Annotated in this window: 19 protein-coding genes; 10 read left to right on the top strand and 9 right to left on the bottom strand. The window is 72.7% G+C overall.

Features of this window, described 5'->3' with window-relative positions; all coding sequences use genetic code 11:
• Nucleotides 1-7: 7 nt before the first annotated feature.
• From ACU6P3_RS28095 to ACU6P3_RS28110, 4 genes are all read right to left on the bottom strand, one after another.
• Complete coding sequence (locus ACU6P3_RS28095; RefSeq protein ID WP_447194664.1) at nucleotides 8-1831, bottom strand: glycoside hydrolase family 2 protein; 1824 nt, start codon at nucleotides 1829-1831, stop codon at nucleotides 8-10.
• A 285-nt stretch (nucleotides 1832-2116) separates the two neighbouring features.
• A complete protein-coding gene (locus tag ACU6P3_RS28100; protein WP_447194665.1) occupies nucleotides 2117-3016 on the bottom strand; it encodes a carbohydrate ABC transporter permease in 900 nt (299 codons plus the stop codon).
• A 2-nt stretch (nucleotides 3017-3018) separates the two neighbouring features.
• The gene (locus tag ACU6P3_RS28105) at nucleotides 3019-3978 is read right to left on the bottom strand and encodes a carbohydrate ABC transporter permease (RefSeq protein WP_447194666.1); all 960 of its coding nucleotides are present in this window, start codon (nucleotides 3976-3978) and stop codon (nucleotides 3019-3021) included.
• Between the two features lie 23 nt (nucleotides 3979-4001).
• Nucleotides 4002-5381 (bottom strand): extracellular solute-binding protein, encoded by a 1380-nt coding sequence (locus ACU6P3_RS28110; RefSeq protein ID WP_447194667.1) that lies wholly within the window; start codon nucleotides 5379-5381, stop codon nucleotides 4002-4004.
• A 276-nt stretch (nucleotides 5382-5657) separates the two neighbouring features.
• Between ACU6P3_RS28110 and ACU6P3_RS28115 the strand changes: the two genes are divergently transcribed.
• The 5 genes from ACU6P3_RS28115 (at nucleotide 5658) to ACU6P3_RS28135 (ending at nucleotide 10418) form a co-directional block, all read left to right on the top strand.
• On the top strand, nucleotides 5658-6710 hold the full coding sequence (locus ACU6P3_RS28115; protein WP_447198096.1) for a LacI family DNA-binding transcriptional regulator: 1053 nt from the start codon (nucleotides 5658-5660) through the stop codon (nucleotides 6708-6710).
• A gap of 181 nt (nucleotides 6711-6891) precedes the next feature.
• Nucleotides 6892-7431 (top strand): 2-oxo-4-hydroxy-4-carboxy-5-ureidoimidazoline decarboxylase, encoded by a 540-nt coding sequence (uraD, locus tag ACU6P3_RS28120; protein ID WP_447194668.1) that lies wholly within the window; start codon nucleotides 6892-6894, stop codon nucleotides 7429-7431.
• A 25-nt stretch (nucleotides 7432-7456) separates the two neighbouring features.
• Nucleotides 7457-7897 (top strand): hydroxyisourate hydrolase, encoded by a 441-nt coding sequence (uraH, locus tag ACU6P3_RS28125; protein WP_447194669.1) that lies wholly within the window; start codon nucleotides 7457-7459, stop codon nucleotides 7895-7897.
• A 4-nt stretch (nucleotides 7898-7901) separates the two neighbouring features.
• Nucleotides 7902-8900, top strand: a complete 999-nt coding sequence (gene pucL / locus ACU6P3_RS28130) for a factor-independent urate hydroxylase (RefSeq protein ID WP_447194670.1) — start codon at nucleotides 7902-7904, stop codon at nucleotides 8898-8900.
• Nucleotides 8901-8978: 78 nt separating this feature from the next.
• Nucleotides 8979-10418, top strand: a complete 1440-nt coding sequence (locus ACU6P3_RS28135; protein ID WP_447194671.1) for an 8-oxoguanine deaminase — start codon at nucleotides 8979-8981, stop codon at nucleotides 10416-10418.
• Between the two features lie 105 nt (nucleotides 10419-10523).
• Here the strand turns inward: ACU6P3_RS28135 and ACU6P3_RS28140 are convergent, their stop codons facing one another.
• The 4 genes from ACU6P3_RS28140 to ACU6P3_RS28155 all read right to left on the bottom strand — a co-directional run bounded on the left by ACU6P3_RS28140 (nucleotide 10524) and on the right by ACU6P3_RS28155 (nucleotide 15983).
• Nucleotides 10524-11330, bottom strand: coding sequence for a pectate lyase (locus ACU6P3_RS28140; protein ID WP_447194672.1), 807 nt, complete (start codon nucleotides 11328-11330; stop codon nucleotides 10524-10526).
• A gap of 70 nt (nucleotides 11331-11400) precedes the next feature.
• Nucleotides 11401-13230 (bottom strand): rhamnogalacturonan lyase, encoded by a 1830-nt coding sequence (locus ACU6P3_RS28145; RefSeq protein ID WP_447198097.1) that lies wholly within the window; start codon nucleotides 13228-13230, stop codon nucleotides 11401-11403.
• A 351-nt stretch (nucleotides 13231-13581) separates the two neighbouring features.
• Entirely contained in the window at nucleotides 13582-15213 is a 1632-nt protein-coding gene (gene aceB / locus ACU6P3_RS28150) for a malate synthase A (RefSeq protein WP_447194673.1), read from the bottom strand.
• A gap of 62 nt (nucleotides 15214-15275) precedes the next feature.
• Entirely contained in the window at nucleotides 15276-15983 is a 708-nt protein-coding gene (locus ACU6P3_RS28155) for a nucleotidyltransferase family protein (RefSeq protein ID WP_447194674.1), read from the bottom strand.
• A 267-nt stretch (nucleotides 15984-16250) separates the two neighbouring features.
• Between ACU6P3_RS28155 and ACU6P3_RS28160 the strand changes: the two genes are divergently transcribed.
• Complete coding sequence (locus ACU6P3_RS28160; RefSeq protein WP_447194675.1) at nucleotides 16251-16571, top strand: DUF5955 family protein; 321 nt, start codon at nucleotides 16251-16253, stop codon at nucleotides 16569-16571.
• A 240-nt stretch (nucleotides 16572-16811) separates the two neighbouring features.
• Here the strand turns inward: ACU6P3_RS28160 and ACU6P3_RS28165 are convergent, their stop codons facing one another.
• On the bottom strand, nucleotides 16812-17624 hold the full coding sequence (locus ACU6P3_RS28165; protein ID WP_447194676.1) for an IclR family transcriptional regulator: 813 nt from the start codon (nucleotides 17622-17624) through the stop codon (nucleotides 16812-16814).
• 546 nt (nucleotides 17625-18170) lie between these two features.
• On the opposite strand from ACU6P3_RS28165, the gene allB reads away from it, so the two are divergent.
• From allB to ACU6P3_RS28185, 4 genes are all read left to right on the top strand, one after another.
• Complete coding sequence (gene allB / locus ACU6P3_RS28170; RefSeq protein WP_447194677.1) at nucleotides 18171-19532, top strand: allantoinase AllB; 1362 nt, start codon at nucleotides 18171-18173, stop codon at nucleotides 19530-19532.
• Nucleotides 19529-20752: an allantoicase gene (gene alc / locus ACU6P3_RS28175; protein ID WP_447194678.1), complete on the top strand. Its 1224-nt coding sequence runs from the start codon at nucleotides 19529-19531 to the stop codon at nucleotides 20750-20752. The genes allB and alc overlap by 4 nt, the downstream gene beginning before the upstream one ends.
• 127 nt (nucleotides 20753-20879) lie before the next feature.
• Nucleotides 20880-22109: a sensor histidine kinase gene (locus tag ACU6P3_RS28180; protein WP_447194679.1), complete on the top strand. Its 1230-nt coding sequence runs from the start codon at nucleotides 20880-20882 to the stop codon at nucleotides 22107-22109.
• Nucleotides 22106-22786: a response regulator gene (locus ACU6P3_RS28185; protein WP_447194680.1), complete on the top strand. Its 681-nt coding sequence runs from the start codon at nucleotides 22106-22108 to the stop codon at nucleotides 22784-22786. The genes ACU6P3_RS28180 and ACU6P3_RS28185 overlap by 4 nt, the downstream gene beginning before the upstream one ends.
• The last annotated feature ends 2 nt before the right edge of the window (nucleotides 22787-22788 follow it).

The following is a 22788-nucleotide window of genomic DNA, read 5'->3' on the forward strand; positions in this document are numbered from 1 at the left end:
GGCGTCCCTACACGGGGTCCTGCTCCTCGATCGCGGCCGGACGCGCCTGCGCGGCGCGGATCCGCTCGACGTCCATCTTGGTGCCGCGGTCGAAACGGTAGATGCCGTTGCGCTCCTGGAACACGTCGGTCAGCTGGGTGTAGCAGTAGCCGAACATGGCCGGGTCGTCCAGCAGGACGCCCGTGAGCCCCGCGAACCGCGTCTGGAGCTCCTCCTCGTCGCGCACCCGTTCCCCGTACCCCCAGGACTCCGTCCGGTCCTCGCCGGACTGCGCGGCGGCCGCGGCGGGGTCCCACCAGATGCCGCCGAACTCGCTGACGAAGTAGGGCTGGCCGCGGTACGGCTGTGAGTAGGCGGCGCCGTTCTCGTACGCGTTGACGAACGGCTCGTCCTTGGCGAGGCCGGACATCTGGCGCCGGAAGGCGGCCGGGTCCTGCTCGTAGCTGTGGGAGTCGTAGATGTCGGTCTCGGCGACCCGGTGGGCGTAGCCGGAGGCGTCGATCACCGGCCTGGTCGTGTCCATGGCCTTCGTGGCCAGGAACATCGCCCGGGTCACGGCGTCGAGCTGGGTGATGCGGTCGTGCAGCTTCTGGTACGTCTCGTTGAGCGGGCACCACCCGATGATCGACGGGTGCGAGTAGTCGCGCTCCAGCGCTTCGAGCCACTGGCCGGTGTAGGAGGCGTCCGGCTGCTGGTTGTCGCCCGACGAACCGCCCGTCTCGCAGCCCCAGTCGCCGAACTCGCCCCAGACCAGGTAGCCGAGGCGGTCCGCGTGGTAGAGGAAGCGCTCTTCGAAGACCTTCTGGTGCAGCCGCGCCCCGTTGAAGCCCGCCGCCAGGGCGAGTTCGATGTCGCGGCGCAGGGCCTCGTCGGTCGGCGCGGTCATCAGGCCGTCCGGGTACCAGCCCTGGTCGAGCACCAGCCGCTGGAAGAGGGGCCGCCCGTTGAGCGTGACGGCCTTGCCCCGGATGCCGACGGCCCGGAGACCGGCGTAGCTCTCCGCGCTGTCGGTCACCTCGCCCGCCGCGTCGACGAGTTCGATCCGCAGGTCGTACAGGTGCGGGTCCGCCGGGCCCCACTCGCGCCGTCGCTCCTCGGGTACGGGCAGGTGCAGGCGCGGCGCGAGGTCGAGGTCGGCGCGGGCCTCCGCGCGGGTCACCTCGCCGTCGGCGTCGAAGAGCACGGCGCGCACCCGGTACCCCGGGCGGTTGCCGGAGAGGGGCAGTTCCAGGTGGAACGCCGAGCCCGCCAGGTCGGGCGTGATGCGGGGGCGCCGCAGGTGGAGATCGGGGACGGGCTCCAGCCACACGGTCTGCCAGATGCCGGTGACCCGGGTGTAGTTGCAGTCGTGGTTGGCGTACTGGACGGCCTGCTTGCCCCGGGCCTGCGGGCCCGACCGCGGGTCGCGGGCGCGGACGGTGAGGGTGACCTCGCCACCGCCGCCGGCGATGTCGCCGAGGTCGGCGGTGAACGGTGTGAACCCGCCCCGGTGGCGGGCCACCTCGACGCCGTCGGCCCACACGGTGGTGTCGTAGTCGACGGCGCCGAAGTGCAGCAGCACGCGGCGTCCCGCCCACTCGGGGGGCAGGGTGAGCACCCGCCGGTACCACACGGCCTCCAGGAAGTCCGTGTCACCGATGCCGGACAGCTCCGACTCGGGCGGGAAGGGGACCAGGATCTCGCGGGTCAGCGGCCGGTCCGGCAGACCCCGTTCGAGGCCGCTGTCGCCCCGGTCGGTCTCGAACTGCCAGGTGCCGTTGAGATTGAGCCAGTCCTTGCGGACGAACTGCGGGCGGGGGTACTCCGGGCGCGGTACGGCGGGGGTGGGCACACATGCTCCAGTCGGTGGGTGGGTGGGTGGGTGGGCGGGCGGGGCGGCGCGGTGGCCGGGACCCGTGATGTACATCGATGTAAATATGTCTCGGACTGATCTGTCGCGCAATGGGGGCGAGGCAGCGGAGAGCGCGACGACCCGCGCTCCCGGACGCGTGGGACGGACCGGGAGCGCGCGAGCGGAGCCGAGTGGCGGAAGCCGCCGTTCTGAGCCGGGTCCGGATCCGGGTTCTGAGCCGGCTTCGGAAGCGGGCCGGGGCCGGCTCCGGCCGCTCGGGCAGGGTCAGGTGCCGCCGAAGCCCGTGGTGGCCACGGACTTGACGATGCGGCGCTGGAAGAGGAGGAACATCACGATCAGCGGCAGCGAGGCCAGCAGCGCGGAGGCCATGGACTGGGCGTACAGGATGCCGAAGGAGTCCCTGACGGTGGCCAGGCCCACCGGGAGCGTCATGAGGCCGGGGTCGTTGGTGACGATGAACGGCCACATGAAGTTGTTCCAGGCGCCGATGAACACGAAGATCGCGACGGAGGCCACGATCGGCCGGGACAACGGCAGCACGACCGACAGGAACACCCTGAGCTCGGACGCGCCGTCGATCCTGGCGGCGTCCTCCAGTTCCCGGGGCAGCCCCTCGAAGAACCTCTTGAGGATGAACACCATCATCGGCGCCACCACTTGGGGCAGGATGACCGCCGCGTAGGTGTCGACGAGGTGGAACAGCAGCATCTGCTTGAAGAGGGGGACGACGAGCAGTTGCGGCGGCACCATGATGGCGGCGACGGTGACGGCCAGGAGGGTCCGGCGGCCGCGGAACGTACCCCGCGCGAAGCCGTAGGCGGCCAGCGTGGAGACGACCACGGTGATCAGGGTGACCAGACCGGCTATGAGAAAGCTGTTGAAGGCCCAGGTTGGAACGTTTCCGCGGGAAAGGATCCGCTCGTAGGACTCCAGCGTGAACGCGCCCTTGAACGGGAACAGACCGGGCTTCGCCACGTCCTGCTCGCTCTGGAACGAGGTGGCGACCGCCCAGACGAACGGCAGCAGCCAGACGGCCGCGAGGACGACCAGGGCGGACCCGGCCAGCACGCGCGGCAGCCGGCCGTGGCCGAGGAGCATCGGTGAACCGTCGGATTCGCGGGGTGCGCGGCGCCGCGGGCGCACAGCGGTTGCGATAGCGGACACGTTCAGTCCTCCGTGCGGAAGAAGCGGAGCTGCGCGATGGAGATGACGATCACCAGCGCGAAGAAGACGTACGAGACGGCCGAGGCGTAACCCAGCCGGTACCCGGTGAACCCGACGTCGTAGACGTACTCGAGGATCGGCCGGGTGGTGCCGTTCGGGCCGCCCTTGGTGAGGATGTAGATCTGGTCGAAGACCTTGAGCGACGCCAGGACCTGGAGCATGGCCACCAGCACCGTGGTGTGGCGCAGCTGGGGCAGGGTGATGGACCACAGCCGCCGCCAGGCGCCCGCGCCGTCGAGCACGGCGGCCTCGTCGAGGGCCTCCGGCAGGGACTGGAGCGCGGCCAGGTAGAGCAGGAAGTTGAAGCCGATCGTCCACCAGACGGTCAGGGCGGCGATGGACCACATGGCGACCGACTCGTCCGACAGCCAGCCGACGGGTTCCATGCCGAGCGCGGCGAGCAACTGGTTGCCGAAGCCGAGTTCGGGCTGGTAGAGCCAGGCCCAGATGAGGGTCACCACGGTGACGGGCAGCAGATAGGGCGCGAAGAACGCCAGCCGCCACGCCCACTGGCCGGCCAGTCCGCTGTGGACCAGCAGCGCCATCGCGAGTGCGAGCAGTACCAGGGGGACGCATGTGATGAGGGTGAAGAAGACCGTGTTGCCCAGACTGCTCCAGACGTCCGGGTCGCCGAAGGCCTCGGCGTAGTTGGCGAAACCGACGAAGGCCGTGTCGCGCAGTGCGAGCGAGCTGTCGGTGAGGCTCATCCACAGGCCATGGGCGACGGGCCAGACCAGGAAGAGGCCGAAGAACACCAGGAAGGGCAGGACGAAGAGCAGGCCGCTGCTCCCGCCCGCGGTGCCCTTCTTCCGGAAGGGGCCCCGGCCGCGGGGTGCGGTGGACGGTGGCGTGCCGGTGGGCGCGGCGCCACCGGTGGACGCGGTGGGTGCGGTGGTTGTCACGTCTGTGGCTCCTTGTGCTCCGGTCAGGCCACCGGGTTGGGCTGCCGAAGCAGCGTGTTCGCCTCGCGGACCATCTGCCGCACCGCTTTCTCGGCCGGGATGTTGCCGAGCAGCGCCGCCTGGAGGGGCTGGCACATGCGGTTCTGGAAGTTCGAGGCCGCGCCGGCGAACCAGTTCGGCGGATCGAGGACCGCCACCTCGCCCGCGTCCGCGTAGGACGACTGGGGGCGCAGCTTCCCGTACTCGGGGCGGGACAGGACGGGCTGGTACGCGGGGATGTGCCCGGCGCTCGCCCAGGTGAGGCTCTGCGACAGCATCCGGGCGATGTAGCGGTGGGCCTCGCGCCGTCGTGCGGGATCCGGGTCGGCCTGGTGGGGCAGGACGAAGCTGTGGGAGTCGGTGTAGACGGCGGGGCGGTCGAAGACCTGCGGGAAGGGAGCGGCACCCAGGGGGAGGCCCGACTTCCGCAGGGTCGGCAGCTCCCACTCGCCGAGCATGGCCATGCCGCCGCGGCCGCCGATGAACGTGGCCACCGAGCCGTAGTAGTCGAGGTTGTTGGGGTTGGTCTTCCCGTCGAACAGCCGCTGCATGAACGTCACGACGCGGTTCGCGGCCTCGATGTCGATCCGGGCCGTGCCGCCTTCCGGCAGGGTGAAGGCGGAGCCGGTCTGGGCGTAGAGGGCGGCGAACAGCCGCCAGGTCTGGGCCGGGTCGTTGACGTGGCCGAAGAGGATGCCCGCGCCGCCGTTGGCCTTCGCGAGCGCCTTGCCCGCGTCCAGCAGCGCCTCGGGGGAGCCCATCGGGGCGAGTTCGCCGGAGGAGTCCAGGAGTCCGGCCTTGTCCGCGGCGTCACGGTCGTAGAAGACGATGAAGGGGTGGACGTCCAAGGGAATCGCGTAGACGGTCCCCTGGTGCTGGGTCCGCTTCCAGACGGCCGGGGTGAAGTCCGCCTCGGTGCAGCCGAACTCGGCGAGCAGGTCCAGGTCGAAGGGGTCCAGCAAGCCGCCGGGCGCGTATCCGGCCAGCCGGGAGAGGTGGAGGACGGCCACGTCGGACGCCCGGCCTCCGGCGGCCGACATGGCGAGCTTGGTGTAGTACGACGGACCCCATTCGAGGATCGTGCGATCGACGGTGAAGGCGTCACGGCCGGTGGAGACGGCCTTGATCATGTCGTCCATCAGCATGCCGTCCCCGCCCTGGAAGGGGTCCCAGACGCTCAGGGCCGAGGGCTCCGCGGACGCGGCCGGTGACGCGCAGCCGGTCAGCGGGCCGGAGGCGAGCAGCGCGGCCCCGGCCCCGGCCATGCCGTAGCGCAGGAGCCCGCGGCGGCTGACCCCCGCCGTCGGCGGGGGCGGTGGCGTGAACGCGGGCCGCGGCCGGGGGGCCGGTGGGGAAGAACTCATCATGGACCTTTCGAACGGCCGGTCGACCGGGTCGGTCGACGGCGGACACCGGCATGGCGACCGGTGGCGGCCCACTCCGTGCGACGGGCGGGCACCGCTGGCGACGACCGGCGCGGTGCCATGTTTTTACAACGATGTACAACGCCTGTAAAGAGGTGGGACCCCGGCTGTTGTACGGACCGCGGATCGTCGCGTCGGGCGCCCGCGAGGATGCCGGACGGCCCCTGACCGGCGACGGCATAGACTCGGCGCACCGTGACGACAGGGGAGATGGTGGTGGCGCGACCCAGGATCAAGGACGTCGCACGGCATGCGGGCGTGTCGGAGAAGACCGTCTCGAACGTGATCAACGACTACGTCCATGTCTCCGACCGGACCCGGCGCGCGGTCCGCGAGGCCATCGACCACCTCGGCTACCGGGTGAACCTGGCGGGCCGCCACCTGCGCACCGGGCGCAGCGGGGTCATCGCCCTGGTCGTACCGGAGCTGGACGTGCCGTACTTCGCCGAACTCGCACGGCACGTCATCCGCGCCGCCGAGCAGTGCTCGCTGACCGTGCTGGTGCACCAGTCGGGCGGGGACCGCGGGCACGAGCTGGCCGCGCTGTCGGGCTTCGGTTCCGACTTCGTCGACGGCATCATCCTCAGCCCGCTCGCCCTGACCTCCGACGACCTGCGCGAACGCGCGGGAGCGCCGCCGACAGTCCTGCTGGGCGAACTGCTGGAGGAGGGGGCGGACCATGTGGCGATCGACAACGAACAGGCCGCGCGTGAGGCCACCCAGCACCTGATCGCCCTCGGGCACCGGAACATCCTGGTCATCGGGGGCCGGGACGCGCCGGGTCTGGGCACCGCCGAGGCGCGCACCCGCGGCTACCGTGCCGCCCTGTCGGCGGCGGGCATCGCCTGCGACGCGGCGGCGCTGCTGCCCGTGGCGGCCTTCCGGATGCCCGACGGCGCCGACGCGGTGACCCGCGCGCTGCGCGGCGGCGCGCGCCCCGACGCGCTGCTGTGCCTCAACGACCAGCTGGCCCTGGGCGCGCTGCGCGCGCTGTACGAGCACGGTGTACGGGTGCCCGAGGACATCGCCGTGATGGGCTTCGACGACGTGGAGGGCGGGCGGTACAGCGTGCCGACCCTGAGCACCGTGGCCCCCGACAAGGCGGCGGTCGCCACGTCCGCCGTGCACCTGCTGCGGCACCGCATCGACGAGGCGAACAGGCCCCCGGACAGCGGTGACGTGACGGCGGTGGCACCCCTGTCGCCACAGGACCGCGTCGTGGCGCACCGGCTCGTCCTGCGGGAGAGCACCGAGGGCGCGCGGCACTGACCGGTGCCGGGAGCCGACGGTGCCCGGAGCGGACCGGTGCCGGGAGCCGACGGGTTCCGCCGGCTGGCGTGCCCGGCGGGGCGCGGCCGGTTCGTATACGAGATTCCCGACAAACTGTTGACCCCGTTCTCGCCGGGGCGTTAGCTGGGCGCAGCCCGTACCGCACAGGCACGGAGGACCCGTGACGTCGATACCGGAACCGGGACTGGCCCGCTTCAACGCCTCGGCCGACAGCGCCGCCCTGGCCGCCCTGCACGAGGTGTGCGCCGGGCGGGCGTGGGGCGGGGCGGTCCTCGCGGGGCGCCCCTATGCCACCGTGGACGATCTCCTCGCCGCCGGCGACCGCGCGACGGCCGGCCTGACCGACACCGGCCTGGCCGAGGCCCTGGCCGGGCATCCGCCCATCGGCAGGCCCACGCCCGGCGATCCGGTCTCCGCCCGGGAACAGCGCGGTCTGGCCGGCGCCTCCGAGCGGCTCACGACGGAGCTCGCCGAACTGAACCTGGCGTACGAGGAGAAGTTCGGGCACGTCTTCCTCATCTGCGCCACCGGGATGACCGGCGAACGGATGCGCGACGCGCTCGAGGAGCGGCTGCGCCACACGCCCGAGCGGGAGCGCGCGATCGCGCGCGCCGAACTCGGCAGGATCAACCGCATCAGACTGAGCCGGCTCGTGACGGGTACGGGTACCCGGGCGGCCGCACCCGGCCAGGCGCCGTGACGGAGCGATGACCGGGGCGTAAGAGGTGGATGTCCGTACCCGAAGCGAAGGAGCCGGCACCCTGAGCACCGACCGCGACACCCCCGCCACGTCCTCGGTGTCCACACACGTCCTGGACACCAGCGCCGGACGCCCCGCCGCCGGTGTCGCCGTGCGTCTGGCCGCCCGCGCCGGATCCACCGGCCCCTGGACCGAACTCGGCGGCGCGACGACCGACACCGACGGACGCTGCACGGACCTGCCGGCACCGCCGCCGGGCACCACCCAGGTGCGGCTCGGCTTCGCGACCGAGGCGTACTTCGCCGGCGGACGAGCCGCCGCGCGGCGGGACGGCGCACCCCCCGGGGACGGCGGCGCGCCGTTCTTCCCGGAGGTGGCGGTCACCTTCGCCGTCGCCCCGGGCGAGCACCATCACGTGCCGCTGCTGCTCAACCCGTTCGGCTACTCCGTATACCGAGGGAGCTAGGGCCATGCCCACGACGCTCGGCTTCAACCAGTACGGCAAGGCGGAGAACCGCGTCGTCAGGATCACCCGCGACGGCGGCACCCACCACATCAAGGACCTGAACGTCTCCGTCTCCCTGTCGGGGGACATGGCCGACGTCCACTACTCCGGCTCCAACGCCCATGTCCTGCCGACGGACACCATGAAGAACACGGTGCACGTCTTCGCCAAGGAGCACGGCACCGCCTCCGCCGAGGAGTTCGGGATCCGGCTGGCGCGGCACTTCGTGACGGACCGGGACGCGATCCACCGGGCGCGTGTCCGGATCGAGGAGTACGCCTGGGAGCGCATCGCCGCGGCCGGTGAGGGCGAGCACTCCTTCGTCCGCCGGGGGCAGGAGACCCGCCTCGCCCAGATCACCTTCGACGGGGCGAGCGGCGCCTGGGAGGTCATCTCCGGGCTGACGGACCTGACCGTCCTGAACTCGACGGGCTCCGAGTTCCGCGGGTTCGCCAGGGACGCGTACACCACGCTCGCGGAGACGTGCGACCGGATCCTCGCGACGGACGTGTCCGCCCGCTGGCGCCACCGGTGGACGGGAGGTGACGCACCGCCGGAAGCGGTCGGCAGGACCGTCGGCGACCGCGCGGCCGGCGCCGACGGTGGCGGTGGCGGCGGCGCGGGGAGTCCCGCGGGGGAGGGCGAGGCGATGCCGGACTGGAACGAGTCGTACGAGCAGACCAAGAGCCATCTGCTCCGGGCCTTCGCCGAGACGTACTCGCTCTCGCTCCAGCAGACCCTGTACCGGATGGGCGCGCGGGTCATCGAGCACCGCGCCGAGATCGACGAGATACGGTTCGCGCTGCCGAACAAACACCACTTCCTGGTCGACCTCGGTCCGTTCGGCCTCAAGAACGACAACGAGGTCTACGTCGCCGCCGATCGCCCCTACGGCCTGATCGAGGCCACGGTCCTGCGTGACGGGGCCGAACAGCGGATTCCGCCGGACCTGACCTCGGTGTAGCGCGCGACGGCGGGCCGTGGGCGGGAACAGGGAGCGGGAAGAGCCGGAGACAAGAACGAGGAAGGGAGACCCCCACCCATGGCGGCCTCGCGCATCGTCATCGAGAACTGCGCCATCGCGACCGTGGACGCGCACGACACCGTGTACGCGTCCGGCCATGTCGTCGTCGAGGACGACCGGATCGTGTCGGTGGGCGCGGGCCCCGCGCCGGAGGCGCCTCGCACGGCAACGGGACCGGGCGAACGGGCCGGGTCGGGCGATCGGAACGGATCCGGCGGCCGGGACGGCGCGGTCCGCCGGATCGACGGCACCGGGCACCTCGTCACGCCGGGCCTGGTCAACACGCACCACCACTTCTACCAGTGGATCACCCGTGGGCTGGCCACCGACCACAACCTCTTCGACTGGCTGGTCGCCCTCTACCCGGTCTGGGCGCGCCTCGACGAGCCCATGGTCCGCGCGGCGGCCCGGGGCTCCCTCGCGATGATGGCCCGCGGCGGTGTCACCACCGCCGTGGACCACCACTACGTCTACCCGCGCGGCGCCGGCGATCTGACCGGCGCGATCGTCGGGGCGGCGGCCGAGACCGGCGTACGGTTCACCCTCGCCCGGGGCTCCATGGACCTGGGGACCTCGGACGGCGGCCTGCCCCCGGACTTCGCGGTCGAGTCGCCGGACACCGCGCTCGCCGGTACCGAGGAGGCCATCGACCGGTACCACGACCCCGCGTTCGACGCGATGACACAGATCGCCGTCGCGCCCTGCTCGCCGTTCTCCGTCTCCACCGAACTGCTGAAGCAGGGGGCGGAACTGGCGCGGCGCAGGGGCGTACGGCTGCACACGCACGGCAGCGAGACGGCGGAGGAGGTGCGGTTCTGCGAGGAGCGGTTCGGCATGGGCCCGACCGACTACCTCCAGTCGGTGGACTGGCTCGGCCCGGACGTCTGGATGGCCCACTGCGTCCACATGAACGACGAGGACATCGCCGCCTTCGCCCGTACGGGCACGGGAGTGGCCCACTGCCCGTCCTCCAACGCGCGGCTGGCCGCCGGGATCGCCCGGGTGCCGGACCTGCTGGCCGCCGGCGTACCGGTCGGGCTGGGCGTCGACGGCACGGCCTCCAACGAGTCGGGCGAACTCCACACCGAACTGCGGAACGCGCTGCTCGTGGGCCGCCTCGGCCCGCACGGCGAGAAGGCCCTGAACGCCCGGCAGGCGCTGCGCCTCGGTACGTACGGCGGCGCCCGGGTGCTGGGCCGGGCCGAGCAGATCGGCTCGGTCGAGGAGGGCAAGCTGGCCGACCTGGTGCTGTGGAAGATGGACACACTGGCGCACGCCTCCATCGCCGACCCGGTGGTGGCGCTGGTCTTCGGCGCCCCCGCGCCCGTCACGCTCTCCCTCGTCGGCGGCCGGCCGGTGGTCGAGGACGGCCGGCTGACCACCGTCGACGAGGACGCGGTCGCCCGTGCCACGCGCGACGAGGCCCGGCGGCTGGCCCGCATCGCCGAACGGAACTGACCCGGTGCCGGGACCGGACGCGGCCCCGGGCCGCCCACGGCACCCCGCGTCAGGGCGGCGGAAGGCCCCTGGTGCCCGCCGGGGAGGGGCACCAGGGGCGTCGCCTCACCGGTAGGTGAGGTCGGAGGCGCTGTACTTGCAGTACGTGCCGTCCGGGCCCGAACCGTTCTTGCTCGGCTCGGCTCCCGTGTTGTTCCCGATGTACTTCTGGCACGGCACGATCTTCTTGCCGCTGTCGCCGACGATCGTGATTCCGCGCAGGGTCAGCGAGTCACCGTAGTTGGTGTTGATACCGCCGATGACACTGCCCGGCGCGGTGATCTCGGTGTTCGTGACGTTGATCGTCCGCTTGTACTGGCTGGAGCAGTTGCCGCAGGAGCGGACGAAGGTCTTGAAGTCCTGGCCGGCGAAGTTGGAGATGTTGAGCGTGCCGCCGCCGTTGAACTGGAAGATCTTGTCCGCGGCCTTGCGCGCGCCGCCGCCGATCACGTTGAACGTCTTGCCGGTGCCGCGGAAGGTGGCCGCGTCCTCGCCGACGTCCTCCCACCACACGTTCTGCAGCGTGCAACTGCCCGAGCAGTGGATGCCGTCGGCGGCGGGCGCGCCGAGGATGACGTTCTTCAGGGTCGCGCCGTCGGCCAGCTTGAAGAGCGGGTCCTGGTCCTCGTTCTGGCCGCCGCTGCCCAGGTCGCCGGTGCCGTAGTAGCGCTTCATGCCACCGTCGAGGGATCCGCTGACGGGCTTGGTCGCGCCGACGGCCTCGCTGCCGTTGGCGGACGGCCAGGTGGCGGCCGTGGCGGTGGGCAGGGTCAGGCCGGAGGCCAGGGCGGAGACGGTGAGGGCGACGGCACCGAGGCCGCCGACGATCATCCGCCGTTTCCCGCTCGCGTGGGTGCGGTGCAGGTCGGTCATGGAGTGCGACTCCTTCGTGGGGGAGTGGGGAGTGAGGGAACAGTGCGGGTGGTGCGGTGTGAGGCGGGCCTCACGGGGTGGTGATGTCCGGCCGGGGAGGCGTGGGCATCTTGTCGCCGATGAAGAAGCTGGGGTGCGGCGGCTGGTTGTACGCCGTGTTCTGCCAGGCCAGTGCCGTCCGGTACTGCCGGTCGTGCAGCAGCGTGGTGATCTTCCGGTCGGTCAGGTGCGGTGTGGAGTGGATCCGCAGCGCCGTGTTGTCGGACGTGGGCCAGATGACCTCCTCGCGCCAGTCGCCGAGGATGTCGCCGGAGAGCGAAGGGGTCGCCTTCGTCCCGTTGTTGGAGTGCACGCCGGAGGCGGTCAGCAGCCGGGTGTCGGAGGACGTGCCGTACTTGTCGACGCGCGTGCCGTCGAGCAGTTCGCGCACCGGGTCCCCGTCCCACCAGGACAGGAAGTTGGCCGAGGACGGCTTGCGGCCCTTCGTCGCGCCGGTGCTGTCACGGATGGATCCGTCCGCGGCCGACCACATCTCCGCGCCGGGGCTCCCCGCCCAGATGTCGCCCGCGACGCCCCGGCCGTTGTCGCCGCTCGCCGGCGTCTGCCACAGCACCTGTCCCGTTCTGGCGTCGGCGAAGTACGAGGACGGCTTGGACGAATCCTCGTCCACCTTGAAGTATTCGAGACCCGGCCGCGAGGGGTCGAGGTCGCCCAGATGGGCCGCGTCGCCATGGCCGTTCTTCGTGGTCCACAGGCCGTATCCGTTGTCGTCCACGGCCATCGAGCCGTAGACGATCTCGTCCCGTCCGTCGCCGTCCACATCGCCGATCGTCAGGGCGTGGTTTCCCTGGCCGTCGTAGCCCTTGCCGCTGTTGGTGGAGCTGTTGGTGTCGAAGGTCCACTTGCGGGTGAGCTGTCCGCCGGTGAAGTCCCAGGCGGAGACGACCGTACGGGTGTAGTAGCCACGGGCCATGATCAGGGAGGGTTTGGTGCCGTCCAGGTAGGCGGTTCCGGCCAGGAACCGGTCCACGCGGTTGCCGTACGAGTCGCCCCAGGACGAGACCGTGCCGCGCGGCGGGACGTAGTCGACCGTGCTGCGCGCCGCGCCCGTCCGCCCGTTGAACACGGTCAGGAACTCGGGGCCCGCGAGCACGTAGCCGGAGGAGTCGCGGTGGTCGGCCGAGGCGCTGCCGATCACCTTGCCGGCCCCGTCGACCGTGCCGTCGGCGGTCTTCATGGCGACCTCGGCGGTTCCGTCGCCGTCGTAGTCGAAGACCTGGAACTGGGTGTAGTGCGCCCCTGAGCGGATGTTGCGGCCGAGGTCGATGCGCCACAGCCGCTGACCCTGGAGGGTGTAGCCGTCGACGACGGTGTTGCCGGTGGTGCCGGACTGGGAGTTGTCCTTGGCGTTGGTGGGCTGCCACTTGAGGACGATGTCGAGGTCGCCGTCGCCGTCCAGGTCGCCGACGGAGGCGTCATTGGCCTCGTACGTATAGCCGGAGCCGCCGGCCGGGGGCGAGACCGGCACGTCGAGGTAGCCCGGCCGGAACTGGATCGCACTGGGCGAGGCGGCCTGCTCCGTTCCGCCCACGACCGCGCGCACGGTGTAGTCCGCCGAGCTGGGCGCGTCCTTGTGCAGATAGTTTGTGGTGGTGATCGGCTCGGAATTGACCTTGATCGAGCCGCGATAGAGATTGAACGAGACGTTGTCGTCATCGGTGGCCAGCCAGCGCCAGCTGACCAGGTTGTCATTGCCGGTGTGCACGCTCACCAGCCCCCGGTCGAGCCGCTCCATCCGGGCCGCGGCGGCCGTGCCGGTCGCGGCGGAGGCGTCGGCCGTGCCCGTCGCGGCAGCCGACGCGGACCGCCCGCTCTGCGCCGCGCTCGGCACCGGGGCCATCAGCCCGGCGACGACCACACAGGCCGGAACGACGACGCCGAGAACCGTCCGGCCCCGGCCGGACCGGCGCTCCGGCGGCGGGTGGCCCGGCCGCCCGACGTACCAACTGCCGTTGAACCGCACGGAATCCTCCAGAGGGGCGAGGGGGGAAGGTGAGCCCCTGTGCCCCCTAGTCGCCGCTCGCGGAGAAAGGGTTGTCACCCCCGTACGACGAATTCCGCCCGCCCCGCCCGCTTCCCGGCCAGGCCCGCTCCCCGCCCCGCCCCGGTGCGCGTACACCGGACGGCCGCCGCCCGCCGGTTCCCGAAAGGCGGAACGGGCGGGCGGCGGACAGGGCCTGGGAAGTGCGGGTCAGCCGCGCAGCCGCTCGTACGCCGGGAGCGTGAGGAAGTCCGCGTAGTCGGCGTCCAGCGCCACCGTCAGCAACAGGTCGTGTGCCTCCTGCCAGCGGCCGGCGGCGAAGGCCTCCTCGCCCGCCTCGGCGCGGATCGAGGCGAGTTCCTCGGCGGCGAGCGTCCGGGCCAGCTCCGGCGTGGCCCTGACCGTACGGCCGTCGTGGTCGAACTCGACGCCCGCGTCGATCCACTGCCAGATCTGCGAGCGCGAGATCTCCGCCGTCGCCGCGTCCTCCATCAGATGGAAGATCGCGACCGCCCCCGTGCCGCGCAGCCACGACTCGATGTAGCGGATGCCCACCGCCACGGCGTTGCGCAGGCCCTCGTACGTGGGCCTCGCGTCGAGGGAGTCGACGGCGGTCAGTTCGCCCGCCGTCACGGAGACGTCCTCGCGCAGCCGGTCCTTCTGATGCGGCCGGTCGCCGAGGACCGCGTCGAAGGAGGCCCGCGCGATCGGCACCAGATCGGGGTGCGCGACCCACGAGCCGTCGAAGCCGTCCCGCGCCTCGCGGTCCTTGTCGGCCTTGACCTTCTCGAAGGCCACCCTGTTGACCTCGGCGTCGTGCCGGGAGGGGATGAAGGCCGCCATCCCGCCGATCGCGTGCGCGCCGCGCCGGTGGCAGGTACGGACCAGGAGTTCGGTGTACGCGCGCATGAACGGCGCCGTCATCGTCACCGCGTTGCGGTCCGGCAGCACGAACGCGGCGCCCGCGTCACGGAAGTTCTTGACGATCGAGAAGAGGTAGTCCCAGCGGCCCGCGTTGAGTCCGGAGGCGTGGTCGCGCAGCTCGTAGAGGATCTCGTCCATCTCGTACGCCGCGGTGATCGTCTCGATCAGCACGGTCGCCCGGACCGTCCCCCGGGGAATCCCGAGGTAGTCCTGGGCGAAGACGAAGACGTCGTTCCACAGGCGCGCCTCCAGGTGGGACTCCAGCTTCGGGAGGTAGAAGTAGGGTCCCTTGCCCAGCTCGATCAGCCGCTTGGCGTTGTGGAAGAAGTACAGCCCGAAGTCCACCAGCGCGCCGGGCACCTGCTCGCCGTTCCACCGCAGGTGACGCTCCGGCAGGTGCCAGCCGCGCGGGCGCATCACGACGGTCGCCAGCTCGTCCGCGTCCTTGAGCGCGTAGCTCTTGCCCGAGCGAGGGTCGGTGAAGTCGATCCGACGGGCGTAGGCGTCGATCAGGCTGAGCTGGCCGAGGACCACGTTCTCCCAGGTCGGGGCCGAGGCGTCCTCGAAGTCCGCGAGCCAGATCCGGGCCCCCGAGTTGAGCGCGTTGACGGTCATCCTGCGGTCCGTGGGGCCGGTGATCTCCACCCGGCGGTCCTCCAGCGCGGCCGGCGCCGGGGCGACCCGCCAGCTGTCGTCCTCCCGTACGGCCGCCGTCTCCGGCAGGAAGTCCAGGGTCGCCGTACGGGCGATCTCGGCGCGCCGCTCGGCCCGGCGGGCGAGGAGCTCGTCCCGGCGGGGGGTGAACCGGCGGTGCAGCTCCGCCACGAAGACGAGGGCCGCTTCGGAGAGCACCTCGTCCTGCCGGGGGAGGGGCTCGGCTTCGACGATGGCCGGCGGGATCGGCGCCGGTGCGGACATGAGCGGTCACTCCTTCGCGCGCGCTTCTGTTCGGTGGATAGTAGTTTCCTCATTGTGGAAGCTCAAGGCTGCCGTGGCGCTCCGGGCGCCCCGGACGGGTGCGGTGGCGGTCCCTGTTCCACGTGCCTGAGATCGTCCGCCGTGTCGATGTCGTACGCCTGTGCGACGTCCCCGCACTCGACCGTGCGGATCGAGTCCTCCCGGGCCCGCAGGTAGTCGCGTGCCCCGCGATCGCCCCGCGCACCCGCCGCCACGCCCGCCCAATGGCGGGCGCCGAACAGCACGGGGTGGCCGCGCCTCCCCTCGTACGCGGCCGACACGATCGAGTCCGGGGTCCGGTACGCGGCCACGACCCTGGCCACCGCCCGCGCGTCGATGCCCGGCTGGTCCACCAGCAGGACGACCACCGCCTCGGCCGTCGTACCGGCGGCGGTGAGCGAGGCGAGCCCGGCGCGCAGCGAGGAGCCCATGCCCTCGGCCCAGCGGGGGTTGTCGACCAGTACGCAGCCGGACAGGTCGGCCCGGTCCCGCACCTCGGCGGCCGCCGCTCCCAGCACCACGTGCACCGGGCCGCAGCCCCCGGCGCGCAAGGCGTGGGCGGCGTGCTCCACGAGCGGTCGGCCCCGGTGCTCCAGCAGCGCCTTGGGCCGCCCGCCGAGCCGCCGCCCGCCGCCGGCGGCGAGCAGCAGTCCGGCGACGGTGGCGGGCCCGGGGCTGCCGGACGCGTTGAGTGTTTCGGGTGTGACCGATGCGTTGGGTGTGGCTGTCATGCGTCCTGCATACTCCCTCGCCGCCGCTTCCCGGGGGCGGGCGGGCGTACCGCCGGTCACCCGCCCGCGCGCACGGCCACGGGCATGTGCCGGTGGCAAAGGACGCGACTGCGCAGGGTGCCAGGTGGATTTACCCACCGTAATGCCGTTAACTTGCCCGCGGACCTTGGCGCTTGACCACCGTCAGGGAACCGGCATACGAGCTCGCGGGGCGAGCGTGGACAAGCCCGCGCGACGATGCGGCGGGCGGAAGCAGGGGGAAAGGCATTGTTGCGGAGCGTGGAGCAGACGTCGGCGACGGAGAACGGCACGGACCCGAGGGTGGCGCGACTGCACGCGGCCGTCTCCCGGCTCCGGCGCGAGCTGGCGGGACACCCGGCCGAATTCCCGGACCGGGCCATCGCGGAGGACGAGCTGGCCGCCCTGGCCGCGATGGCCGCGGGCGGTGTCCCCGAGGTCTCCCGGATGCGGCGTTCGCTGCTGTTGATCGTGGGATCGATCGGGTCCGTCAGCGCGCTCGGAGCGGCGCTGATGGGGGTACGGAGCGCGGTCGACCTCTTCGGGGAGCTGCCCGGCGGGCCGCGCTGAGCCGGCCGGGAGCGGTGGCCCGCCGGGGAGCGGGCGTGCCGGGAGCGACGGGTCGGGTGACTGCCGTACCACCGCTGACCGCCGTACGGCCGGACGTCTCGCGGTTGGTGGCCGCGGTACGGCCGCTGACCGCCGTACGACCGGTGGCGTCCCGCGGTCGGCGACAGTCCCGCGGCCGGTGATGCCGCGGCGCTGTCGGTGACCACCCGGCGGCCGGTGACCACCGCGGGACCGGCGACCTCACGCCTGCGCTGCCGTGTTCGCCAGCGCCTGCGACAACTGCCGCGCGACCTCCTGGAGTACGGGGACGATCCGCTCCGTGGCCTCCTCCGTCACCCGGCCCGACGGGCCCGAGATGGAGATGGCCGCGGCCGTGGGGGAGTCGGGAACCGGCACCGCCAGGCAGCGGACCCCGATCTCCTGCTCGTTGTCGTCCATCGCGTACCCCGCGGCGCGCACCTGTTCCAGAGCGGAGAGGAAGGCGTCGGGCGTGGTGATCGTCTTCTCGGTGGCGGCCGGCATCCCCGTACGGACCAGCAGGGCACGGATCTCCTCCGGCGGGGTACGCGCCAGCAGGGCCTTGCCCACCCCCGTGGAGTGCGGCAGCACCCGGCGGCCGACCTCCGTGAACATCCGCATCGAGTGCTTCGAGGGAACCTGGGCCACATAGACGACCTCGTCGCCGTCCAGCAGCGCCATGTTCGCCGTCTCGCCGGTCTCCTCGACCAGCCGCGCCAGATACGGCCGCGCCCAGGTGCCGAGCAGCCGGGACGCCGACTCCCCCAGACGGATCAGGCGCGGCCCGAGCGCATACCGCCGGTTGGCCTGCTGGCGTACGTAACCGCAGGACACGAGCGTGCGCATCAGCCGGTGGATGGTCGGCAGCGGCAGCCCGCTGCTCACCGACAACTCGCTCAGCCCGACCTCGCCCCCGGCGTCCGCCATTCGTTCGAGCAGGTCGAAGGCGCGCTCCAGGGACTGGACACCACCACTGCCACCGCCGGCCGAGGCGGACTTGGTGGCGTCGGTGGTGCTGGCGCGGGACGACGGCACGGCATGGGTCCTTTCGGGCGGGCGGAGCGGACGGGACCGGGCGGTGCGCACGGGGCCGGACGGGCGTGGCTCTCACGGCACGCCCGTCCGGCAGCCTAGCGGTCCGTACGGCCGGACACCGGGGCAGCGGTAGGCGATCTCCGCCGGTCAGGGCTCGTTTGTCCGTGTCCGGCCGACCGGGGACCGGCGGGGCGACCTTGACCCGGTCCGGGCGCCGGGGAAGACTCCATCACCGGCGCCGGTGCCGTCCGGGGCGCCCACGCCCACCGAGGCCGGCCTGGCTGGTGTACCGCCGTCCCGGGTGCCCACGCCCGCCGGCGGGCGGGCCGAGGCCCGGGGTGCCTGATACGTCCGGGCCGGGCACGTCCGCCGGCGAGTGAGCCGAAGGGGGTGCGCCGCTGTCGAAAGGGAGAGCGCGCACAGGTTTGTGAGGCAGTGTCGATGTGCGGCTCCGCCGCGCGGGCAAACCGAGCACGGTCGACCGTCGACAGGGGCATAGAGCGCCCCCGGAGGCGAACCGAGCCTTCAAAAAAAGGGGGGAACGCTGTGAACCTGGTCCTGCGGTCGACCCGCGTCGTCACCCCGGAGGGCACGCGCCCCCTGTCGATCGCCGTCGCCGACGGCCGCATCGCCGCGCTCCGGCCGTACGGCGCCGAAGTCCCGCCCGGCGCCCGGCTGGAGGACGTGGGGGACGACGCCGTGCTCCCCGGTCTCGTCGACACCCACGTCCATGTGAACGACCCGGGCCGTTCCGAGTGGGAGGGTTTCCGTACCGCCACCCGGGCCGCGGCGGCGGGCGGGATCACCACGTTGGTCGACATGCCGCTCAATTCGCTGCCGCCCACCACCACGACCGCTCATCTGCGCGCCAAACAGGCGGTCGCCCGGCGGGCGGCCCAGGTGGACGTGGGCTTCTGGGGCGGTGCCGTACCGGACAACCTGGCGGATCTCCGGCCGCTGCACGACGCCGGGGTCTTCGGCTTCAAGTGCTTCCTGTCCCCGTCCGGTGTGGCCGAGTTTCCCGAGCTCGGCCCGGCGGAGCTCGACCGCGCGCTCACGGAGATCGCCGGTTTCGACGGGCTGCTGATCGTGCACGCGGAGGACCCGGGCGCACTGGCCGCGGCGCCCGCGCGCCCGGGTCCCGCCTACGCGGACTTCCTGGCGTCCCGGCCGCGCGGTGCCGAGAACGCGGCGATCGAGACCCTGATCACCGTCGCGAGACGGCTCGACGCCCGGGTGCACGTCCTGCACCTGTCGTCGTCGGACGCGCTGCCCCTGATCACCGCCGCCAGGAGCGAGGGCGTACGGATCACCGTCGAGTCCTGTCCGCACTTCCTCACGCTCACCGCCGAGGAGGTTCCGGACGGGGCCACCGAGTTCAAGTGCTGTCCGCCGATCCGGGAGGCCGCGAACCAGGACGCGCTCTGGCAGGGGCTCGTGAACGGCACCATCGACTGCGTCGTCTCCGACCACTCGCCCTGCACCGCCGATCTCAAGACGCCCGACTTCGCCACCGCGTGGGGCGGCATCTCCTCGCTCCAGCTCGGGCTGCCGGCGGTCTGGACCGAAGCGCGCGGGCGCGGGCTGCCTCTGCGGGACGTCGTCCGCTGGATGTCGACCGGGCCGGCGGAACTCGCGGGGCTCGCCTCCAAAGGGGCGATCGAGGAGGGCCGCGACGCGGACTTCGCGGTCCTCGCCCCCGAGGCCACGTTCACCGTCGACCCGGCGGAGCTGCACCACCGCAACCGGGTGACGGCGTACGCGGGGAAGACCCTGTACGGCGTCGTCCGCTCGACCTGGCTGCGCGGCAGCCGGATCTTCGGTTCCGACGGCATCGGCGCCGGTGTCCCCGGCCGCCGTCTCTTCGCCGAGCCGCCCTCCGGCCGACTGCTCGAAAGGACCTCATGACCGCGCCGGCTCCCGTCCCCCCGCCCACACCCCCGACCGCGCCCACCGCCGCCGCGGCCGTCGCCGCCGCGGCCCCGGCCACCGCCGCGCCCCCCGCTCCCGCCGTCCCGACGTCGTTCACCGGCGACGCGGCCCCCTACCGCGGCGGCGACCCGTACGCCGACTACCGGACGGCGGACCTCCCCTTCACCCATCTCGTGGATCTCGCGGACCGGCGCCTGGGCGCTTCCGTGATCGCCGCGAACGACGAGTTCTTCGCCGAGCGCGAGAACATGCTGAAGCCGGGCCCCGCCGTGTTCGATCCGGAGCGCTTCGGCCACAAGGGCAAGATCATGGACGGCTGGGAGACCCGGCGCAGGCGCGGCACGGACGCCGGGCGGCCCCACCCCGCCGAGGACGACCACGACTGGGCGCTGGTACGGCTCGGCGCGCCCGGGGTCGTCCGCGGGATCGTCGTGGACACGGCCCATTTCCGGGGCAACCACCCGAAGGCCGTCTCGGTCGACGGCACCTCGCTGCCGGGGGCGCCGTCGCCGGACGACCTGCTGGCGGACGGGGTGACCTGGACGCCGCTCGTCCCGCGCACGGACATCGGCGGTCACGCGGCCAACGGCTTCGCCGTCGACGCGGAGCGTCGCCTGACCCACCTGCGGGTCCGCCAGCACCCCGACGGCGGGATCGCCCGGCTGCGGGTGTACGGCGAGGTGGCACCGGACCCGGGCTGGCTCGCGGCCCTCGGTACGTTCGATCTCGTGGGGCTGGAGAACGGCGGCCGGGTCGAGGACGTCTCCGACCGCTTCTACTCACCCGCCGTCCACACCATCCAGCCGGGCCGTTCCCGGAGGATGGACGACGGCTGGGAGACCCGGCGCCGCCGGGACCGGGGGCACGACTGGATCCGGTACCGGCTGGCCGAGCAGGGGGAGATCCGCGCGGTGGAGATCGACACCGCGTATCTGAAGGGGAACGCGGCGGGCTGGGCGTCCCTGTCCGCGCGGGACAACGGCCCGGCGGCGGACGACTGGACGGAGGTCCTCCCCAGGACCCGGCTCCAGCCGGATACGAACCACCGCTTCGTGCTGCCGGCCCCGGCGGTCGCCACCGAGGTACGCCTGGACATCCTCCCGGACGGCGGAATCTCCCGGCTCCGCCTGTTCGGCTCCCTCACGGACGCCGGCGCGGCCCGCCTGACGGCCCGCCACCGGCGACTGGGCGGCTGAATCCGGCCGGTCCGGCCGGACCGGCCGCCCAGGGGCCCGGTGACCGAAGTCGGTACCTGCGCGACTTTGGTGGCCGACTCGCCGCCGCGAGCCCGGCACCGCGCCCGAGCTGCGTAGATTGGGCGCCATGACACGTACGGAGTACCCCTGGCTGCTCCCCGCCGAGCTGATCGGTGCGGACGGCCCCGAGCTGCCCGGCGACCGGGGCCCGGCCCGGACGCGCCGTACCGTGCGGGACTGGTGCGTGGACACCCTGATGTTCCTCGTGGCCGCCGCCGTCGGCCTGCTCGCCGTCGAGTCGGGCGAACAGGCCGGCAACAGCGAGACCGCCGTCGTCGTCGACCTGCTCGTGGGCGGTCTCGCCTGCTGCGCGCTGTGGGCGCGGCGGCGCCGGCCGGTGGAGGTCGCCGTCGTGCTGGCCGTGGTGTCCGCCGTCGCCCCCGCCGCCTCCGCCGCCGCGCTGGCGAGCCTGTTCGGGGTGGCCGTGCACCGGCCGCTGCGACCCGTGCTGGTCGTCGGCGGGCTGTCGCTCGTGGCGGGCAGCGCCCAGACCGTCCTGCGGCCCGACCCGTCCGTGTCCCTGTACACCGCGCTGGCCGCCACCGTGGTCCTGCTCCTGCTCGCGATCGGCTGGGGCCTGCTGGTGCGGGCCCGGCGCCAGCTCGTCGTCGCGCTGCGCGAGCGGGCCTGCCGCGCGGAGGCCGAGGCGGAACTGCGCGCGCAGCAGGCGCAGCGGCTCGCGCGAGAGGCCATCGCCCGGGAGATGCACGATGTGCTCGCCCACCGGCTGACACTGCTCAGCGTCCACGCGGGCGCCCTCGAATTCCGGCCCGACGCCCCCGCGCCCGAGGTCGCGCGGGCGGCCGGGGTGATCCGGGACAGTGCCCACGAGGCGCTCCAGGACCTCCGTACGATCATCGGCGTCCTGCGGGCACCCGGCGCCGCCGACGAGGGCGAGCGCCCCCAGCCCACCCTCGCCACCCTGGACGACCTGGTCGCCGAGTCCCGCGCGGCCGGGATGAAGGTCACGCTCGACCGGCGGATCGAGGACCCGGCCGCCGTCCCCGCCGCCCTGGGCCGTACGGCGTACCGCATCGCACAGGAGGCCCTGACCAACGCCCGTAAACACGCGCCCGGCACCGAGGCCACCGTCGAGCTGGGCGGTGGCCCCGGCGACGGGCTCACGGTCGCGGTGCGCAACGAGGCACCCCTCGGCGAGGCTCCGAGAGTGCCCGGATCAGGCCAGGGGCTGATCGGCCTGACCGAGCGCGCGGCGCTGGCCGGCGGGCGGTTCGAGCACGGTCCCACGGACGACGGCGGGTTCACGGTCCGTGCCTGGCTACCGTGGACGCCATGACCATCCGGCTGATCGTCGTCGACGACGACCCACTCGTGCGCGCGGGACTGACCCTGATGCTCGGCGGCGCCGACGACATCGAACTCGTGGGGGAGGCGGCCGACGGCGCCGAGGCCCTGGCCCTCGCCGAGCGCGCCGCGCCCGACGTGGTGCTGATGGACATCCGGATGCCGGGCATGGACGGGCTGACCGCCACGGACGCGCTGCGCCGCCGCCCGGACGCCCCGCACGTCCTCGTCCTGACCACCTTCCACGCCGACGAGCAGGTGCTGCGGGCGTTGCGCGCCGGCGCGGCGGGCTTCGTGCTCAAGGACACGCCGCCCGCCGAGATCGTCACCGCCGTACGGCGGGTGGCGGCCGGTGACCCGGTGCTCTCGCCCGCAGTCACCCGGCGGCTGATCGCCCAGGTGGCGGGGGCGCCCGCCGACGACCGCAGGAACTCCGCGCTGGCCCGGCTGGCCACGCTCGCCGAACGCGAGCGGGAGGTCGCGCTCGCCGTCGGACAGGGCCGCTCCAACGCGGAGATCGCCGCCGAGCTCTATATGAGCGTGCCCACCGTCAAGGCCCACGTCTCCCGGGTCCTGGCCAAGCTCGGTCTCAACAACCGTGTCCAGATAGCGCTGTTGGCACACGACGCGGAGGACGATGGTGGTGCCCCGCTCCGCCCCGGCCCGTAGGC

The organism is Streptomyces hebeiensis (assembly GCF_052983195.1).

What these genes read in the sequence shown, in the direction of transcription:
- ACU6P3_RS28110 (WP_447194667.1), bottom strand. Translation starts at nt 5,381, where the DNA reads ATGAGTTCTTCCCCACCGGCCCCCCGGCCGCGGCCCGCGTTCACGCCA.
- pucL (WP_447194670.1), top strand. Translation starts at nt 7,902, where the DNA reads ATGCCCACGACGCTCGGCTTCAACCAGTACGGCAAGGCGGAGAACCGC.
- ACU6P3_RS28135 (WP_447194671.1), top strand. Translation starts at nt 8,979, where the DNA reads ATGGCGGCCTCGCGCATCGTCATCGAGAACTGCGCCATCGCGACCGTG.
- ACU6P3_RS28140 (WP_447194672.1), bottom strand. Translation starts at nt 11,330, where the DNA reads ATGACCGACCTGCACCGCACCCACGCGAGCGGGAAACGGCGGATGATC.
- ACU6P3_RS28145 (WP_447198097.1), bottom strand. Translation starts at nt 13,230, where the DNA reads ATGGCCCCGGTGCCGAGCGCGGCGCAGAGCGGGCGGTCCGCGTCGGCT.
- aceB (WP_447194673.1), bottom strand. Translation starts at nt 15,213, where the DNA reads ATGTCCGCACCGGCGCCGATCCCGCCGGCCATCGTCGAAGCCGAGCCC.
- ACU6P3_RS28155 (WP_447194674.1), bottom strand. Translation starts at nt 15,983, where the DNA reads ATGACAGCCACACCCAACGCATCGGTCACACCCGAAACACTCAACGCG.
- alc (WP_447194678.1), top strand. Translation starts at nt 19,529, where the DNA reads ATGACCGCGCCGGCTCCCGTCCCCCCGCCCACACCCCCGACCGCGCCC.
- ACU6P3_RS28180 (WP_447194679.1), top strand. Translation starts at nt 20,880, where the DNA reads ATGACACGTACGGAGTACCCCTGGCTGCTCCCCGCCGAGCTGATCGGT.
- ACU6P3_RS28185 (WP_447194680.1), top strand. Translation starts at nt 22,106, where the DNA reads ATGACCATCCGGCTGATCGTCGTCGACGACGACCCACTCGTGCGCGCG.